This window comes from Gammaproteobacteria bacterium, assembly GCA_009838035.1.
Taxonomy (GTDB): Bacteria; Pseudomonadota; Gammaproteobacteria; order Steroidobacterales; family Foliamicaceae; genus Foliamicus.
Window position 1 is genome coordinate 32,694 of record VXSK01000017.1, and the last position, 15,968, is coordinate 48,661.

Here is a 15,968-nt window from a genome sequence, read left to right on the forward strand (position 1 = left end):
CAGTCCGTGTTGCGCAAATACTTCCTTCTGGCCGCCCTGTGCGCGCCGCTCGCGGCGGGCGCCATCGACGTGGATGAACCCGAGGTCAGTGCGTTCATCGACGAACTGGTGCGCGATGAGGGCCTGGACCGGGAGGATGCCAGCAAACTGCTCGCGTCGGCGGAGTTCCGCCCCGAAGTGATCGAGGCCATGAGCCGCGCTCCGGAGCGCACGGTCGAATGGAGCGATTACCGGGCGATATTCATGGACTCGGGAAGGATTTCCTCGGGGAAGGCCTTCGGGCGCCTGCACGCCGAGTCGCTGGCGAAGGTGGAAAGCGATACCGGGGTCCCGGCTTCGGTGGTGCTGGGCATTCTCGGTGTCGAAACCCGCTACGGGCGGATCACCGGCAGGCACCTGGTGCTGGACTCGTTGGCCACGCTGGCGTTTCATCATCCCCGGCGCGGCGATTTTTTCCGCCGCGAACTGAAGGACTTTCTGGTGTTGCACAGCGAGAATGCGCTCGATGCGGCGCAGGTCCTGGGGTCTTATGCCGGCGCAATGGGACGCGCCCAGTTCATACCGTCCAGCTACCGCCGCTATGCGGTTGACGGCGACGGCGACGGCCGGCGCGACCTGTTCTCCAACTGGCGCGACGTGCTCAGCAGCGTGGCCGGCTACCTGAGCGATCACGGCTGGCGCCGCGGGGGGGCGGTCGCGATGCCCGCAAGGCTGGCCGCGAACAGCCGGGCCGCGCCCCAGGAACGGGGCCTGTCTCCACCCACGACGCTCGGGGCCCTGCGCTCGGAAGGCGTTCTGTTCGACAGCGACCTGCCGGACGAAACTCCTGCCGGGCTGCTGCTGATGAACGGCGGGTCCGGCCCCGAATACTGGCTGGCGCTGCCCAACTTCTACGTGATCACGCGCTACAACCGCAGCTATATGTATGCCCTCGTCGTGCATCAACTCGGACAGGCAATAGTCTCCGCGGACACAGGATGAAACCCGTCCGCTTGCTGCTCCTTGCGGGCTGCATGAGTCTTGCGGCGGGGTGTTCGGCAATCGTGGGCATGGTCGGCGGACCCTGGGGCGGCTCGTCCGGCGGCCGTCCCGGCCAGGATTGCTACACCCAGTTCGGCAAGACCTATTGCCCGCTGATCTCGGCCGAAGGATTCGTGGAAACCGGGATCGCGTCCTGGTACGGCGAGGACTTTCACGGCAGGCCCACCGCGCTTGGCGAGCCGTACAACATGTACGCGATGACCGCCGCGCACAAGACGCTGCCCCTTCCGACGCGCGTTCGGGTAACCAATCTCGAAAACGGCCGCAGCGCCGAATTGCGGGTGAACGACCGCGGCCCGTTCGTGGACGACAGGGTGATCGACCTGTCGTACAGCGCCGCGAGGGAGCTGGGCGTATATCGGCGCGGAACGGCCAGGGTGCGCGTCGAGGCACTGGAGGCGGGCGGTTCGCCGGCGCCGTCGTCCGCGGCGGGCGGCTACGCCTACCTGCAGACCGGCGCGTTCGCCTATCGCGACAACGCGGACAAGCTCTATAGCCGGATTCGGCAGGCCGGTATATCCGGAGTGTATGTGCGCCGCAAGGGGAATGGCGTGTATGCCGTATGGGTGGGTCCGCTCGAAAACGGAAGCCACACGGCCAGGCTCAGGCGCCAGCTGGCGGAAATCGGCATTTCGAGGACCGTCAGGGTACGGGGCGTCGCGCCGCCCGGCTGAAACGGAAAAAACACATGAGAAGAATTCAATGAAAAGGACCAGCGCATTCGCTATCTTGCTCGCCGCTGTCTTTGCCGCGGGTCCCGCCGCCGCCCAGTCGCCGCGGCCGGTCGCCGGACTGCCCAGCCCGCCCGGCCTGAACGTATCGTCGTTCGTGCTGATGGAGCAGGAAACCGGAACGATTCTGGCCTCGCTGGAACCGGAGCTCCGGGTCGAGCCCGCCAGCATCACCAAGATCATGAGCGCGTACGCCGTGTTCGAGGCGCTGGCCGCGGGCGAAACCTCGATGGACGAAGAGGCGGTCATCAGCGAAACGGCCTGGCGCATGCAGGGCTCGAGGACTTTCCTGGACCTCAACAGCCGGGTCAGCGTGGAGGACCTGCTGCTCGGAATGATCGTCCAGTCCGGCAACGACGCCAGCGTTGCCCTGGCCGAGCATCTCGCCGGCGCCGAGGAGGACTTCGCGGTCCTGATGAACTCGATCGCCCAGCGCCTGGAGATGACCGGCACGAATTTCGAGAACTCCACGGGCTGGCCCGGCGAAAACCATTACACGACCGCGCTGGACACCGCGATTCTTACCCGGGCCATGGTCCGGGACTACCCGACGCTGTACGGCATGCATGCCCTGCGCGAGTTCACCTGGAACGGCATCCGGCAACCGAACCGCAACACGCTGCTGGCCCGCGACGCGACGGTGGACGGCGTCAAGACCGGGCACACCGAGTCGGCCGGCTACTGCCTGGTGGCCTCGTCGGTGCGCGACGGCATGCGCCTGATCGCGGTCGTCATGGGAGCGGCCAGCGAGGCGCAGCGGGCCCAGGACGCGTTGCGGCTGCTGAGCTACGGATTCCGCTACTTCGAGACTCGCAAGCTGCTCGAAGCCGGCGCCGATTTCGGATCGGCGCGCGTATGGAAGGGCGAAGAGACCGTCGTCGGCCTGACGGTGGAGGACGACGTGGTCATGACCCTGCCCAAGCGCGCAAGCGAAGGGATGGAGACCCGGGTGACGGTGAACGAGCCCCTGATTGCGCCGCTGGAGGCGGGCCAGCCGGTCGGTCGGGTGGCACTGATCCGGGACGGCGAGACGCTCGCGGAACTTCCGCTGGTCCCGGAACGCGCCGTGCCGTCCGGAGGCTTGTGGCAGCGCACCCGCGACTCCGTCCTGTTGTGGTTCGAGTAAGCGACGCAGGTACCGCTCGAATCAGGTGGCTGGGGCGCCTGCCCTGGAGGGAAGCCGTCGAGCGCATGCAGCGGTTTACCGGCGAACGGGGCGACCGCACGAACGACGAGATCTGGTTCTGCGAGCATCCGCCGGTCTTCACCCTGGGCGTCAAGACCGAACCTTCCCATCTCCTCGATCCCGGCGATATTCCCGTGGAACAGTCCGATCGCGGCGGTCAGGTGACCTACCACGGCCCCGGGCAATTGATGGTCTACCCGCTGGTGTCGCTGCGTCGCGCCGGGCTTGGGCCACGGACCCTGGTCTGCGCCCTGGAAGCCTCGGTGATGGATTGCGCCGCGGCATACGGAATCGAGGCGTCGCGCCGGCCCGGCGCTCCCGGCGTATACGTGGACGGCGCCAAGCTGGCCGCGATCGGCCTGCGCATACGGCGCGGATGTTCGTATCACGGCATGGCGCTGAATGTCTGTGCCGACCTGGGTCCGTTCTCCCGGATCAATCCCTGCGGCTTTGAGGGTCTGGACGCGGTCAATTTCGCGAGCCTTGGCGGCCCGGATAACCTCGCCGACGCAGCCGCCGAACTGCAGCCTTGGCTGCTGTCCCGCCTCTACGCTTCGGGCGGCCGGCGCCGGATCGCTTCCAGTCGATCGACCGTGCCGGCGTCCGCCCAGTAGCCTTCGTAAAGCGCGCCCGAAACGCGTCCCTCATCGGCGGCTGCGCGCAACAGCGGGGCGAGGCCGAAAATTTCCTCTCCGGCGTCCCGGAACAGTTCGGGGGACAGCACGCTCACGCCGCCGAAGGTGTAGCGGGGGCCGTCCTTTCCGACCCGCTTCTCCCGCAGGTGGAAATCGCCTGCCGGATTGTGCGCGGGATTGGGCACCAGCATCAGCCAGGCCAGATCGCGCGCGCGGCGATTGCTCACCGAAAACGGGAACGACGTCCGGATGTCGGCGTTGACAACCCAAAAGGGCTCCTCTCCAAGCAAGGGCAGCGCCCTCCGTATGCCGCCGCCCGTATCAAGGGCCGTATCGCCCTCTTCGCTGTAGCGAATTCTCAAGCGATGCCGGGAACCGTCGCCGAGCCGGGCGCGGATCATCCCTCCGAGCCAGGAAAGATTGACGACGGCCTCCCGCACGCCCGCGGCGGCCAGGGCCGTCAGCAGATGTTCGATCAGCGGCTTCCCTTCAACCTCCATCAGGACCTTTGGCAAGCGGTCGCTCAAGGGCCGCAGGCGCTGGCCGCGGCCGGCCGCCAGAATCATCGCCCTCGTGGGCCGAAACTCGTTTCGCGCGCTCGTCATGGTCTCCCGGGTGGCGATTTTCGCATGCCGAAAAGCCCGCGCCGCGCCGGAAAGCTGCCTTCGCATCGGCGCCGGCAGACCGCACACGGAGCCGGCTTTTGGTTAAAGTGAGGAGCAGCCCATGAAAGCAAATCCGTATTCCCGCGCCGCTGCGGCGCTGCCTGCCTGACCATCGGGGACCATCCGCGTGCCGGTTTCATTGCTCGCCCCACTGGCCGCAGCCTGCATTGCGCCGGCCCAGGCAGGCATCTGGGAGGAGAGCCCCGGCGCCGACCTGGCCTGCGAGATTGCCGCGCAGCGGTCGGACACCACGATCGTCCTTACCGCGCAGAACGGCATACGCTGGCAGGTCGGCGATCGCGTGGATTTCCTGGGCGATGTGTCCTTCTGCCTGGGCAACAACAGGCTGGACGTGCGGAACGCCAGCCTGTTGCAGGACAGCAACCGGGTGGAATTCGGCGGCGAAGTGGTGTATTCGGGGGACTCGGTCCGGGTGCGGGCCACGGACGCCTTGCTCGACCTGAATCAGGACAGGCTCCGGTTCGGCTCCGCCGAGTACGCGCTGCGGGACAGCCTGGCGCGGGGCAGCGCCGAGGAAATCGTTCTGGACGCGCAGCAGGACCGGGTGCGCATGGAGGAAGTCAGCTATACGAGTTGCCTGCCCGGCCGCAACCATTGGGAACTGCGCGCCGGTTCCATAGAAGTGGAGCAGGAGAGTGGCTTCGGCCAAGCGCGGCGGATCCGCCTGGAATTGCTGGACGTGCCGATCCTGTATCTGCCTTCGCTGTCCTTTTCAGCCCGGGGCGCCCGCAAGTCGGGGTTCCTGGTGCCGGAGATCGGCAGTTCCAGCCGCCGGGGGCTGGAACTGGACGCGCCCTGGTACTGGAACATCGCGCCCAACATGGACGCCACCTTTACGCCGCGTTACCTGTCGCGCCTGGGCTTTTTTGCCGGCGCCGAATACCGTTACCTCACGCGCAATTCGTCCGGCCGCATCGAACTCGGCTACCTGCCCCAGGACAAGCTGCGCAACCGCTCGCGCTACGACGTCAACCTGGAGATGCAGACAACCATTTCCGAGAGATGGAGTGTGCTCGCCGATGGCCGCTGGGTGTCCGACGATCTCTATATCGAGGACATCGGGCGGGGTTTCTGGGAACAGGCTCAGACCCACCTGCGCCGGGAACTGGCGGCCGTCTACAGCGGCGAGCGCATGGATGTGCTGTTCCGGGTGACCGGACACCAGGTCGTGCATCCGGACGTGGAGCGGCTGTTTCGCCCGCATGTGCGGCTGCCCGAGATTCGATTGCATGGCCGGTGGCCGGAACTGCTGCCCCGGGTGGACGGGCGCCTGTGGATGGAATCGGGCTGGTTCGAGCATTCGCAAAGGACTTCGGGCGCCCGGGTCCATTTCGAACCGGAGTTGACCGGCCGCTACCGCGCGGGTCCGGTCGAGATCAATCCGTCGCTGTCCATGATGGTGACCGGCTACCACGTGAAAGAGCCGTTTCGCAATGAGGCCGACAACTACTACCGGTTGCTGCCGATCGCGACCGTGGACGCCAGCGCCGGCCTATGGCGGCGTTTCGGGTCGCAGGCGCTGGACGTGACGCTGCGTCCGCGAGCCATGCTGAGCATCATTCCCACGGTCAACCAGGACTACCTCCCGGTTTTCGACACGATCATTCCGGACTTCAACTACGTTCAGCTTTTCCGTCCCAATCGCTACCTGGGGTTCGACCGGGTCGGCGACTCGGTGCACCTGAGCGCGGGGGTCCAGGGCGTGCTGCAGCGCGGCGCCGACGGCAAGGAACTGTTGCGCTTTACCCTGGGACAGCGCTACAACTTCCGCGGACGCAAGGTCAGTCTCGAAGGGCTGAGTTCCCACGAGGACGCGGCCTCGGATTACATCGCCGAGTTCGCCTACGGCCTGGGCAAGGACTGGCAGGTGGACATGCGCTACCTGTGGGACGCCGAAATCGACAACGCCAGCCGATCCGAAATCGCCGTGCTCTACAGAAAGGACCCGCGCCGGACCGTGCGCCTGGCCTACCGCAGCCGCTGGGCCCGGACCGAAAATCTGGACCTGGCATTCCGGTGGGCCGTCAATGACCGGTGGACCGCGGTGGGCCGCTACAACTATTCCTTTGCCGAGGATGTGGAGCTGGAGCGCTACCTGGGATTCGAATACGAGTCCTGCTGCATTAACGTCGCTTTGCTATGGCGCAGGCATGTCGAGCGCGACGCCACGCTGGGCGGTGCGTCGGTCTATCTGCAGGTCACGCTGAAGGGCCTGACAAGCCTTGGAGGGGACGCCAGGGCGATGATCGAGCGTGGTATGCTCGGCTACCCCAGCCGATGAGTAGTCTTCCGAAACGCGCCGCGCCCGCCATGCTGCTCGCCGTTTGTCTGGCGGTGGTTGCGGGGCCGGTGGGGGCGCAGCTCAGCGATGATGGCGAGTTTCTCGACGGCATCGCCGCCGTCGTCAATGACGGCGTCGTCCTTACCAGCGAACTGGACCAGGAACTGGCCGGCGTGCGCGCCAGCATTCGCGCCCAGGGTCTGCGGTCCCCGCCGTCCGCGGAGCTCGAAAAGCAAGTGCTGGAGCGGCTGGTCCTGCGGGAGATACAGCTGCAGCGCGCCAGCCGGCTGGGCATCGAGATTTCCGACGAGCAGGTCAACCGGGCGCTCGGCTTCGTGGCCCAGCAGAACGGGGTCGAGTTGAGCGATCTTCCGGACGTGCTGGCCGAGCAGGGCATCGAGTACGCCCGCTACCGCGAGGAATTGAGGGCGCAGATCGAACTGGACACGCTCAGGCAGCGCGACGTGCGCGTATTCCTGAACCCCAGGGAAGTGGACGATTTCCTGCGCGGCGCCGAAGGCGGGGAGGAGGCCAACCGGGAATACCTGGTATCGCACATTCTGATCGGCACGCCGCTCAACGCCACCGCGGGTCAGCGCGAAGCGGCCCGCGAGCGTGCGGACAGGTTGCGTGAACGCGTGCTGGAAGGGGAGAGCTTCGCCGAACTGGCAATCGCCTATTCGGAGGCGCAGAACGCTCTGCAGGGCGGCAGCCTGGGCTGGCGCAAACGCAATGCGCTGCCCACCGCATTCGTCGCGCATGTCATTCAACTCGAACCCGGCGACGTGGCCGAGCTGATCACGACGGGCAGCGGAGTAAACGTGGTGCGCCTGGACGAAACGCGCGGCGGGGACGCCATCATTCAGGAGCAGTGGGAACTCAAACACATACTGCTTCAGCCGAACGAGATACGCGACGACGACGCGACTCGCGGCGAGATTGCCGAAATTCGCGAGCAGATCCTGGCAGGAGAAAGCTTCGGCGCCCTGGCCCGCGCTTACTCGGCCGACCCCGGTTCCGCCGGCGAGGGCGGCATGCTCGGCTGGGTTTCTCCCGAGGACCTCGATCCCGCATTCGCCGCCGGCGTGGCGGAACTCGAAAGTGACGAGATCAGCGAACCCATACGCAGCTCCTTCGGCTGGCATATCGCGCAACGCTCCGGCACCCGCATGCAGGACGTGAGCGAGGACGTGCGCCGACGGCGCGCCGAACTGGCCTTGCGGGAACGCAAGGTGCAGGAGGAAACCCAGCTTTGGCTGCAAAGGCTGCGGGCCGAGGCGTTCGTGGAATACAAGAAGTAGCCAGGACCCTGTTTTGACAGGCCCAAGGCTCGCGATCAGCGTGGGCGAACCGGCCGGAATCGGGCCGGACATCGTGATCAAGGCGGCCCGTGAACTGAGCCGGTTCAATACCGTGCTGCTCGCCGATCCGTCGGTGCTGCACGAACGCGCGGAGATGCTGGAACTCGACTTCCCGGCGGATTCGTACGATCCAGGCGACCGCGCACGCGGCCTGAGCATCGCGCCCATGCCGTTGGCTCATCTCTGCCGGGCGGGTCGGGCGGATGCCCGCAACGCGCCGGCCGTGCTCGCGGCCCTGGAACTGGGGGTCAAGGGCTGCCTGAGCGGCGAGTTCGATGCGCTGGTGACCGGCCCGGTCAACAAGGCGCTGATGCGCAAGGCCGGACTCGATTTCATGGGTCATACCGAGTACCTGGCGCGGCTCAGCGGCGCGCCAACGCCCGTCATGGTGCTGGCCGGCGAGACGGGGCCCGGGCGCACGCCGCTGAGGGTGGCCCTGGCCACGACTCATATTCCGTTAAGCGCGGTGCCCGGGGCCGTCACCCGCGAGCGTCTGGCCGCCGTTCTTGAGGTGCTGGTGCAGGGACTGAAGCGCGATTTCGGAATAGGCGAACCGCGGGTCGCCGTTTTCGGCCTCAATCCGCATGCCGGGGAGGATGGCGAACTCGGCAGCGAGGACCGCGATGTCGTGGCGCGGGCGATCGCCGAGTTCGGCGATCCGGGCGTGACCGGTCCCTGGCCGGCCGACACGGCCTTCACGCGGAGCAATCTCGCCGGACAGGACGCTGTGCTGGCGATGTATCACGATCAGGGCCTGCCGGTCGTCAAGCACGCCGGCTTCGGCGCGACCGTGAACGTGACGCTGGGCCTGCCGTTCGTCCGCACGTCTGTGGACCATGGCACGGCGTTCGATCTCGCCGGCACCGGCAGGGCCGACGAAGGCAGCCTGGTCCAGGCCGTGGCGGCGGCCGCGCGAATGGTGCGGCGCAGATCGGGTAATCCGGAACAATGAAGCCCCGGCTCGGGCAGCACTTCCTTACCGACCCCTCGGTCATTCAGCAAATCGTCTCGACGGCGGCGCCCACGGCCGGCGAACACTTCGTGGAGATCGGGCCGGGCCGGGGGGCGCTGACCGGGCCCCTGCTCTCGAAAGGGGCGATCGTTCACGCGGTCGAGATCGATCCGGCGCTGGCGCAGGAACTGCGCGAGCGTTTTCCTCACGAGCGGCTGAGCGTGCACCTGGCGGACGCACTCGAGTTCGACTACTCGGCGCTCGACGGCATCGGGGTTCCCGATGCGGGCCTCCGCCTGATCGGCAATCTGCCCTATTACCTGAGCACGCCACTGCTGTTCCGCCTGCTTGAGAGCGCGGCCGGGTTCCGCGACATGACCGTCATGCTGCAGCGCGAAGTGGCCGAGCGGCTGTGCGCGCCACCAGGCAGCCGCCGCTACGGCCGCCTGTCGGTCACGGCGGCGGTCCGCTGCCGCGCCGAACCATGCTTTTCGGTTGCGCCCGGCGCGTTCGAGCCCCGCCCCAAGGTGCATTCGATGGTGGTCCGGCTGACGCCCGATTCGCGCTACCGCATCCTCCGCCCGGACGTCTTCGAGCGCGTCGTGCGCCAGGCCTTCTCACAACGCCGCAAGACCATCGCCAACGCCCTGCGCGGCCTCGCGAACAAAGAGCAGATCACCACCGCCGGCATCGACCCCACCCTACGCCCCGAACAAATCCCCGTCCAAGCCTACCTCCGCCTCTCCGAACACCTGGACTAGCCAGCTTGAGCCGGTTTTGTGCCCCCTTCCTCCGGGGGCGGCGGCGGCAGGAGCCGCCGCCGAGCCCCATGGATGGGTTCATGCGTCCCCCGGAGGAAGGGGGCACAAAATCGGCGGGATCGAAGCGTCAGAGACCGGGAACACTGACGGACTGGAGTGGGCCGTCCAGCCGGACCGCGGAGAGCGATCCGCCCCAGACGCAACCCGAATCCAGCGCGATATGCCGATCGGTCACGAAGCACCCCAGCGCCGACCAGTGCCCGAACACGACCCGGCAGCCGGGCGACAGTTTTCCCGGGCGCGTGAACCAGGGAGCGAGATACGGCGGCTGTTCGCCAGGCGGTCCCTTGTAGGAAAAGTCCAGGCGCCCCCGCGCATCCAGCATCCGCATCCGCGTGAAGGCGTTGACGATCATCCGCAGGCGAGGGGTACCCGAGAGCTCGTCCTGCCAGCAATTGGGCACATTGCCGTACATGTCGGCGAGGAAATCCCGGTAATGCGCGTCCCTTAGCACGCTCTCCACCTCCGCGGCCCGCGCCAGCGTCTGCTCCAGGCCCCAGCCGGGCAAGACCCCGGCGTGCACCAGCAGGCAGTTCAGGTCCCGGTCGAAATGCGCCAGCGGCTGCCGGCGCAGCCATTCGGCGTGTGCGCGCACTTCGGGGTCCTGTTCGTGCGCCTGTTGCGCCAGCCAGTGCAGGTCGTGGTTGCCGAGCACGACGACGGCCGCGTCCTCAAGTTCGCGAACCCGAGTCAGTACGCCCGCCGAGTCCGGCCCGCGGTTGACCAGGTCGCCGCAGAACCAGAGCCGGTCGCGCCCCGGCTCGAACCCGATCCGATCCAGCAGCGCATCCAGGGGCTTAAGACACCCCTGCACATCCCCCACCGCCCACACCGCCATCGGCCGGGCTACCTCATTAGTGCAGGACGCCGGGAGTCTGAAGGCGGAAGATGGGGATCGGCGCCTTGAAGTCCTGGCCGCCGTCCGTGACCATGCCGTAGCTGCCCTGCATCGTCCCGAACGGCGTATCGATGATTGCGCCGCTGGTGTAGCGGTGACTCTCGCCCGGCAGCAGCCGGGGCTGCTCGCCCACCACGCCGTCCCCGAACACCTCCTCCACGTGCCCGTTGCCGTCGGTGATGATCCAGTGCCGCGTGAGCAGCCGGGCCGGTTCCCCGCCGCGGTTCGAGATCGTGATCGTGTAGCTGAATACGTAGCGGTCGCCCTGCGCATCCTGTCCCAGGTAGGCCGGCTCCACCTCGACGTGTATGTCGTTGCCCGAGATCATTCTTCCGGCTCGACCGTGGCGGGCGTCCGGTTCTTGATGAACTCCTTCATGTCGTCCCTCACCTCGGTCCAGTTCTCGAGATCGAACATTTCCGGCGCGTGTTCCTCCAGGGTGTCGCGCAGGCTGGCGGGCATCTCCTCGAGACTGTCCAGTTTGCAGCCGTAGCCGCGGGAGAGCTGCCGCCCGGGCCGCTGGCCCATGAGCATCCAGTGGTTCCAGTTCAGGGTTTCCTGGTAGTGGCTGATCGCCGGCGCCCTGGACAATTCCGGGTTCTCGACGTCGGCGAGTTCCGCCATCAGGAACATGAACGAGTCCCAGTGAAAGATGGGCCCCACGGAAGCCTTGGGCCAGACTTCCGGACGCAGTGGGTTGGGGAACCGGAATTGCGAGCGAATCGGAATGAACAGCCTGCCGCCCACCGTCCACCATTCCATGTTCTTCGGCTTCATCGTTGCGGTCTCGTCGGTAATCGTTCCTTCCAGCGTGTTCTCGACGGTGATCGGCCCGGTGAAGTAGTGCTGTACTTCGACCGTTTCCCCGGTGTAGATGTTGTCCCAGTGGTCGATCACCTCGTCCGTGTCGAAACGGGTAAAGAGCGCCGTTTCGTTCATCGTGGCCACGAACTTGTGTTCTTCCGCCTGCCGCCACCGGGTCACGTTGTAGTTGATCATGCTGAACAACGGCTCGAGGTTGCCCTCGTGGACATAGCCCCAGACATGACCGCGCGAGACGCGGTGCACCGTTTCCTCGGCCAGCGAACCGAACACCTTGACTCGCGCGCGAAAGCGCGAAACGGGATCGTCGAGGTCCAGCGGTTCGCGCGGAACGCCTTGCTCGGCCGCGCATCCGGACAGCGCCGACGCTCCCAGCGCGCCCGCGCCCAGGCCCTTCAGGACCGTGCGCCTGTCGAGGCCGGACTGGTTCACGGGGTCTGGCTCGTTGCTCATCTTGTTCTCCTTTCTGATGCGCCTCATACCGAAATCGGCGCCGGAATATGGGGGTGCGGATCGTAGCCGATCAGTTCGAAGTCGCTTTCCACGTAGTCGTCGATTGATTTCCGTCCCGCCCTGATCTGCAGTTCGGGAAGGGGGCGCGGCTCGCGGGACAGTTGCTCGCGGGCCTGTTCGTAGTGGTTGCTGTAGAGGTGGCAGTCGCCGCCGGTCCAGACGAAATCCCCGGGCTCGAGCGCCGTCTGTTCGGCCATCATGGAAAGCAGCAGGGCATACGATGCGATATTGAAGGGAACGCCCAGGAACAGGTCGGCGCTGCGCTGGTAGAGCTGGCCCGACAGCCTTCCTCCGCTGACGTGCAGCTGCAGCATCATGTGGCAGGGCGGAAGTTTCATTCGCGGGATCTCGGCTACGTTCCAGGCGTTGATGATGATTCTTCGGGAGTGAGGGTCGCTTCGGATCATTTCCAGAGCCTGGTCCACCTGGTCGATCGCGCCGCCGTTGCCGTCCGGCCAGCGCCGCCATTGCGCCCCGTAAACCGGCCCCAGGTTGCCGTCCTCGTCGGCCCACTCGTTCCAGATATTCACGTCGCGCTCCTGCAGCCAGCGCACGTTGGTGCCGCCGCGCAGAAACCACAGCAGCTCCACCGCGATCACCCGCAGCGGAAGCCTTTTGGTCGTGAGCATCGGAAAGCCCTCGGCCAGGTCGAAGCGAATCTGCCGCCCGAACAGCGCCCGGGTGCCGGTGCCGGTGCGGTCGTGGCGCTCGGTTCCGGTTTCCAGTACCTCCTCGAGAAGACTGAGGTATTGCCGCATGCGCCTGGTGCCGGCAGGTCCTAACCCGGCTGCGGCGCGCGCCGGGCGAGCAGCCAGAGGCCGAAGCCGATCATCGGCAGGCTCAAAAGCTGCCCCATGGTCAGCCAGTTGAAGGCAAGGTAGCCGATGTGCGCGTCCGGCACGCGCAGGAACTCCACCAGGAGCCGGAAAATTCCGTAGCCGGCCAGGAACAGTCCGGTGGCGCGTCCCAGGTCGCGCCGTGCGCCGGACGGCAAGGGCCGGGCCGTATACCACCAAAGCACGACAAACAGCACCAGTCCCTCAAGAAAAGCCTCGTACAACTGGGTTGGATGCCGGCCGACGCCGTCCACGATGAACGCCCACGGCGCGTCGCTGGGCTTGCCCCAGAGCTCGCCGTTGATGAAATTTCCGATACGCCCCGCGCCCAGGCCGATCGGCACCAGCGGAACGACGAAATCCGCGGTTTCGACGAACGTCTTCGAGTGCTTGCGGGCAAACAACAGAACGGCGGCGCACACTCCCAGCAGCCCGCCGTGAAACGACATGCCGCCTTCCCAGATCCGCACGATGTAGAGCGGATCGTCGAAAATCTGCTGCCAGCCGTAGAAGACGAGATAGCCCAGGCGCCCGCCCGCGATCACGCCCAGGCAGGAGTAGAAGATCAGGTCCTGGACCATGACCGGCGTGAACGTGCTTTCGGGCCGGCGCGCCTGCCGTTGCGCGAGCCACCACGCAGCGACGAAACCGAAGAGGTACATCAGCCCGTACCACCGTATCGCCAGCGAACCGATGCGCAACGCTACAGGATCGAACTGCGGATATTCGATCATCTTCGCCGAAGTCTAGCAGCCCGCCAGACGCACTTTCCGCCCGCCCGGTAAAGGCGAGGGAAAGCGCTATTCTGGATCGTCGATGCGCAAAACCTGGTTGCACTCGTAGAAGTAGCCGTCCGGATCGAATATCGCGCACCCCAGCAAATGACGCGTCTCGCCCTTGGATCCCGTGACCTTGAAGGTCCTCTCCGGCGTATGCACCCGCGTGCCCAGCTCGCCGGCCCGGCGCGCAACCTCCGCCGCGTCTTCCGTATCGACCACGAAGACCGGCGTCCCGTAACCCACCGACGTCGGGATTTCCGGCGCCGGCAGCGGCGGATCCACCCACTGCAGAAGACCGATCATGCCGATGCGCGGATCCTCGCACTTCATGATTACCAGGTGCGTGACGTCGCCTTTCTTCCCGGCTGCAATGCCCTTGCCCGAAAGCGTATAAGGCATATCGATCCAAGTCTCCATGCCCAGCACGTACTCGTACCAGCGGCGGCTCTTCTCCATGTCCCGGACGATCAGCGTGGTGCGCTTGACGATGTTCCGGATGCGGGGTGCTGAATTCATGAGTTGGACTCCCTTGCTTGAAGTGCGCGTTTATACCACGCCGGGGGCGGGGATCAGCAGGTTCCGTCCAGGCGGCAGGAATTGGGGCGAAGCCACTCGTCCAGCGCCAGGCACAGCGCCGTGTGCGACAGCGGATGCTGGCTCATGTGCTCCCAGCCGGTCCTCAGCGTGCGCTCCGCGGCGGCCGCATGGCGCATGCCCGGCGTGACCTGCGAAAGCCTGAGCAGCGCCCGCGCCGCGACCGCCGCGCCCGAGGGAAGCGCGTCGTCGGAAAGCGAACGCGGCCGGTGGATCAGCCGCTCGTGGTCCGGAGAGGTAAAGAAAAACCCGCCGTTGTCCGCATCCTCGAAGCCGTCCAGCATGGTCCGCGCCAGCGCCTCGGCCGTGGCCCGCCTCTCGCCGCCCAGCTCCAGCAAGGCGTCGATGAAGAACGCGTAGTCGTCCAGAAAACCCTCGCCGCCGGCGCGCCCGTCGGTCCAGCAGGCGAGCAGCCGGCCGTCGCGCATCATTTCGGCGATGATGAAGTCGGCCGCTTCCTCGGCCGCCGAGGTCAGGTCGGGGCGTTCGAGGCAACGCCCCGCGATCGCCAGCCCGCGCACCGCCATCGCATTCCAGGCGGTCAGCAGCTTCTCGTCGCGCATCGGGCGCTCGCGCCGGGCGCGCGCCTCGAGCAGGCGTTGCCGCGCCGCGGAAAAGTCCGCTTCGGCGAAGTCCGGCGCGGGGCGCTCCACGAGGTGCCAGGCACTTTCCTCGAAATTGGGCCGCCGTTTCAGTCCGTAGCGGGCCGCAAAGCCGTCGTATTCGTCTTCCGGCAGCAGTTCCCTCACCTGTTCGGGCGTCCACAGGTAGTAGAGGCCTTCCTCGCCCTCGGAATCGGCGTCCAGGGCGGCGAAGAACGCCCCGCCCTCGTGGCGCATCTCCCGCATGAGCCAGCCGGCCGTGGCGTCGGCCACGTCGGCATAGCGTTGCTTGCCGGTGAACTGCCAGGCCAGGGCGTAGGCCGACAACAGCGCCGCGTTGTCGTAGAGCATCTTCTCGAAATGCGGGATCTCCCAGCGCGCGTCCACCGAGTAGCGGAAGAATCCGCCCCCCAGGTGGTCGTTGAGCCCGCCCGCAGCCATTGCGTCGAGCGTGGTCTCGAGCATTTCGCGGGCCGGCTCGCCGTCCGGCTGCGAGGCGCGCCGGATCAGCAGTTCCATGTCCGCCGGCCGGGGGAACTTCGGCGCGCCCTGGGTGCCCCCGTGCACGGGATCGAAAGCCGAGCGCATCTGTTCGAACGCGTTGGTCAGCGGTTGCTCGTCGATTTCGCCGGCGAAGGACGCGCCGGGCGCCGCGATCCGCGCCAGCATTTCCCGGACCGCCTTGCCATTGCCGTGCGCCTCCTCGCGCCGGCCCGCGTAGTAGGCGGCGACGTTCCGGAGCAGGTCCGTGAAGGCCGGCATTCCGAGGCGCGGAGCCTTGGGGAAATAGGTTCCGGCGAAGAACGGAAGCAGTTCGTCGTGGGTCAGGAACACCGTCAGCGGCCAGCCCCCGGCGCGGCGCGTCAGCAACTGATGGCTGGTCTGGTACACCTTGTCCAGGTCCGGGCGCTCCTCGCGATCCACCTTCACGTTCACGAACAGTTCGTTCATGACTTCGGCGGTGGCGTCGTCCTCGAAGGACTCGTGGGCCATGACGTGGCACCAGTGGCAGGCCGAATAGCCCACCGAAAGCAGGATCGGACGCCCGGATTCGCGCGCGGCGCGCAGGGCCTGTTCGTCCCAGGGGTGCCAGTGCACCGGGTTGTCCGCGTGCTGCAGCAGGTACGGACTGCTTGCTTCCCCCAGACGATTCATGCTTTCCCAACCTCAAGGCTGCGCTCGCCTCAGTCTATGCCAGCGGCGCGGTATTTCCATGGTGTGCGAATACAA

16 protein-coding genes are annotated in these 15,968 nt (G+C 66.5%); 8 read left to right on the forward strand and 8 right to left on the reverse strand.

Annotation, left to right across the window (positions count from 1 at the left end):
• Positions 1–6: 6 nt before the first annotated feature.
• The 4 genes from mltB to lipB are packed head-to-tail and all read left to right on the forward strand — an operon-like array spanning position 7 to position 3,572.
• Positions 7–981 (forward strand): lytic murein transglycosylase B, encoded by a 975-nt coding sequence (gene mltB, locus F4Y72_07800; protein ID MXZ28196.1) that lies wholly within the window; start codon positions 7–9, stop codon positions 979–981.
• Positions 978–1,715, forward strand: coding sequence for a septal ring lytic transglycosylase RlpA family protein (locus F4Y72_07805; GenBank protein MXZ28197.1), 738 nt, complete (start codon positions 978–980; stop codon positions 1,713–1,715). The genes mltB and F4Y72_07805 overlap by 4 nt, the downstream gene beginning before the upstream one ends.
• On the forward strand, positions 1,570–2,898 hold the full coding sequence (locus F4Y72_07810) for a D-alanyl-D-alanine carboxypeptidase (protein ID MXZ28198.1): 1,329 nt from the start codon (positions 1,570–1,572) through the stop codon (positions 2,896–2,898). Before F4Y72_07805 ends, F4Y72_07810 begins: the two co-directional genes overlap by 146 nt.
• Before the next feature lie 20 nt (positions 2,899–2,918).
• Complete coding sequence (lipB, locus tag F4Y72_07815) at positions 2,919–3,572, forward strand: lipoyl(octanoyl) transferase LipB (protein MXZ28199.1); 654 nt, start codon at positions 2,919–2,921, stop codon at positions 3,570–3,572.
• On the opposite strand, the gene F4Y72_07820 is transcribed toward lipB, so the two are convergent.
• Entirely contained in the window at positions 3,506–4,159 is a 654-nt protein-coding gene (locus F4Y72_07820; GenBank protein ID MXZ28200.1) for a nucleotidyltransferase family protein, read from the reverse strand. The genes lipB and F4Y72_07820 overlap by 67 nt on opposite strands.
• A gap of 226 nt (positions 4,160–4,385) precedes the next feature.
• Between F4Y72_07820 and F4Y72_07825 the strand changes: the two genes are divergently transcribed.
• The 4 genes from F4Y72_07825 to rsmA are packed head-to-tail and all read left to right on the forward strand — an operon-like array spanning position 4,386 to position 9,634.
• Positions 4,386–6,560: an LPS-assembly protein LptD gene (locus F4Y72_07825; protein MXZ28201.1), complete on the forward strand. Its 2,175-nt coding sequence runs from the start codon at positions 4,386–4,388 to the stop codon at positions 6,558–6,560.
• Entirely contained in the window at positions 6,419–7,861 is a 1,443-nt protein-coding gene (locus F4Y72_07830; protein MXZ28202.1) for a hypothetical protein, read from the forward strand. The genes F4Y72_07825 and F4Y72_07830 overlap by 142 nt, the downstream gene beginning before the upstream one ends.
• A gap of 13 nt (positions 7,862–7,874) precedes the next feature.
• Positions 7,875–8,873 (forward strand): 4-hydroxythreonine-4-phosphate dehydrogenase PdxA, encoded by a 999-nt coding sequence (pdxA, locus tag F4Y72_07835; protein MXZ28203.1) that lies wholly within the window; start codon positions 7,875–7,877, stop codon positions 8,871–8,873.
• The gene (gene rsmA, locus F4Y72_07840) at positions 8,870–9,634 is read left to right on the forward strand and encodes a 16S rRNA (adenine(1518)-N(6)/adenine(1519)-N(6))-dimethyltransferase RsmA (protein ID MXZ28204.1); all 765 of its coding nucleotides are present in this window, start codon (positions 8,870–8,872) and stop codon (positions 9,632–9,634) included. The genes pdxA and rsmA overlap by 4 nt, the downstream gene beginning before the upstream one ends.
• A 127-nt stretch (positions 9,635–9,761) precedes the next feature.
• On the opposite strand, the gene F4Y72_07845 is transcribed toward rsmA, so the two are convergent.
• The 7 genes from F4Y72_07845 to F4Y72_07875 form a co-directional block, all read right to left on the reverse strand.
• Positions 9,762–10,532 carry a symmetrical bis(5'-nucleosyl)-tetraphosphatase gene (locus F4Y72_07845; protein ID MXZ28205.1) on the reverse strand — a complete coding sequence of 257 codons (771 nt, stop codon included), beginning with the start codon at positions 10,530–10,532 and terminating at the stop codon, positions 9,762–9,764.
• A 16-nt stretch (positions 10,533–10,548) separates the two neighbouring features.
• Positions 10,549–10,920, reverse strand: a complete 372-nt coding sequence (gene apaG / locus F4Y72_07850) for a Co2+/Mg2+ efflux protein ApaG (GenBank protein MXZ28206.1) — start codon at positions 10,918–10,920, stop codon at positions 10,549–10,551.
• The gene (locus F4Y72_07855; GenBank protein ID MXZ28207.1) at positions 10,917–11,894 is read right to left on the reverse strand and encodes a DUF1838 domain-containing protein; all 978 of its coding nucleotides are present in this window, start codon (positions 11,892–11,894) and stop codon (positions 10,917–10,919) included. The genes apaG and F4Y72_07855 overlap by 4 nt, the downstream gene beginning before the upstream one ends.
• Complete coding sequence (locus F4Y72_07860; protein ID MXZ28208.1) at positions 11,891–12,685, reverse strand: thymidylate synthase; 795 nt, start codon at positions 12,683–12,685, stop codon at positions 11,891–11,893. The genes F4Y72_07855 and F4Y72_07860 overlap by 4 nt, the downstream gene beginning before the upstream one ends.
• A gap of 20 nt (positions 12,686–12,705) precedes the next feature.
• Positions 12,706–13,497 carry a prolipoprotein diacylglyceryl transferase gene (locus tag F4Y72_07865; protein MXZ28209.1) on the reverse strand — a complete coding sequence of 264 codons (792 nt, stop codon included), beginning with the start codon at positions 13,495–13,497 and terminating at the stop codon, positions 12,706–12,708.
• 66 nt (positions 13,498–13,563) lie between these two features.
• A complete protein-coding gene (locus tag F4Y72_07870) occupies positions 13,564–14,058 on the reverse strand; it encodes a VOC family protein (protein ID MXZ28210.1) in 495 nt (164 codons plus the stop codon).
• A 53-nt stretch (positions 14,059–14,111) separates the two neighbouring features.
• Entirely contained in the window at positions 14,112–15,893 is a 1,782-nt protein-coding gene (locus F4Y72_07875; GenBank protein MXZ28211.1) for a thioredoxin domain-containing protein, read from the reverse strand.
• Positions 15,894–15,968: the final 75 nt, after the last annotated feature.

Coding starts and splice junctions, on each gene's coding strand:
- F4Y72_07805 (MXZ28197.1), top strand. CDS start 978: ATGAAACCCGTCCGCTTGCTGCTCCTTGCGGGCTGCATGAGTCTTGCG.
- F4Y72_07810 (MXZ28198.1), top strand. CDS start 1,570: ATGTGCGCCGCAAGGGGAATGGCGTGTATGCCGTATGGGTGGGTCCGC.
- F4Y72_07820 (MXZ28200.1), bottom strand. CDS start 4,159: ATGATTCTGGCGGCCGGCCGCGGCCAGCGCCTGCGGCCCTTGAGCGAC.
- F4Y72_07830 (MXZ28202.1), top strand. CDS start 6,419: ATGGCGCAGGCATGTCGAGCGCGACGCCACGCTGGGCGGTGCGTCGGT.
- rsmA (MXZ28204.1), top strand. CDS start 8,870: ATGAAGCCCCGGCTCGGGCAGCACTTCCTTACCGACCCCTCGGTCATT.
- F4Y72_07845 (MXZ28205.1), bottom strand. CDS start 10,532: ATGGCGGTGTGGGCGGTGGGGGATGTGCAGGGGTGTCTTAAGCCCCTG.
- apaG (MXZ28206.1), bottom strand. CDS start 10,920: ATGATCTCGGGCAACGACATACACGTCGAGGTGGAGCCGGCCTACCTG.
- F4Y72_07855 (MXZ28207.1), bottom strand. CDS start 11,894: ATGAGGCGCATCAGAAAGGAGAACAAGATGAGCAACGAGCCAGACCCC.
- F4Y72_07860 (MXZ28208.1), bottom strand. CDS start 12,685: ATGCGGCAATACCTCAGTCTTCTCGAGGAGGTACTGGAAACCGGAACC.
- F4Y72_07865 (MXZ28209.1), bottom strand. CDS start 13,497: ATGATCGAATATCCGCAGTTCGATCCTGTAGCGTTGCGCATCGGTTCG.
- F4Y72_07870 (MXZ28210.1), bottom strand. CDS start 14,058: ATGAATTCAGCACCCCGCATCCGGAACATCGTCAAGCGCACCACGCTG.
- F4Y72_07875 (MXZ28211.1), bottom strand. CDS start 15,893: ATGAATCGTCTGGGGGAAGCAAGCAGTCCGTACCTGCTGCAGCACGCG.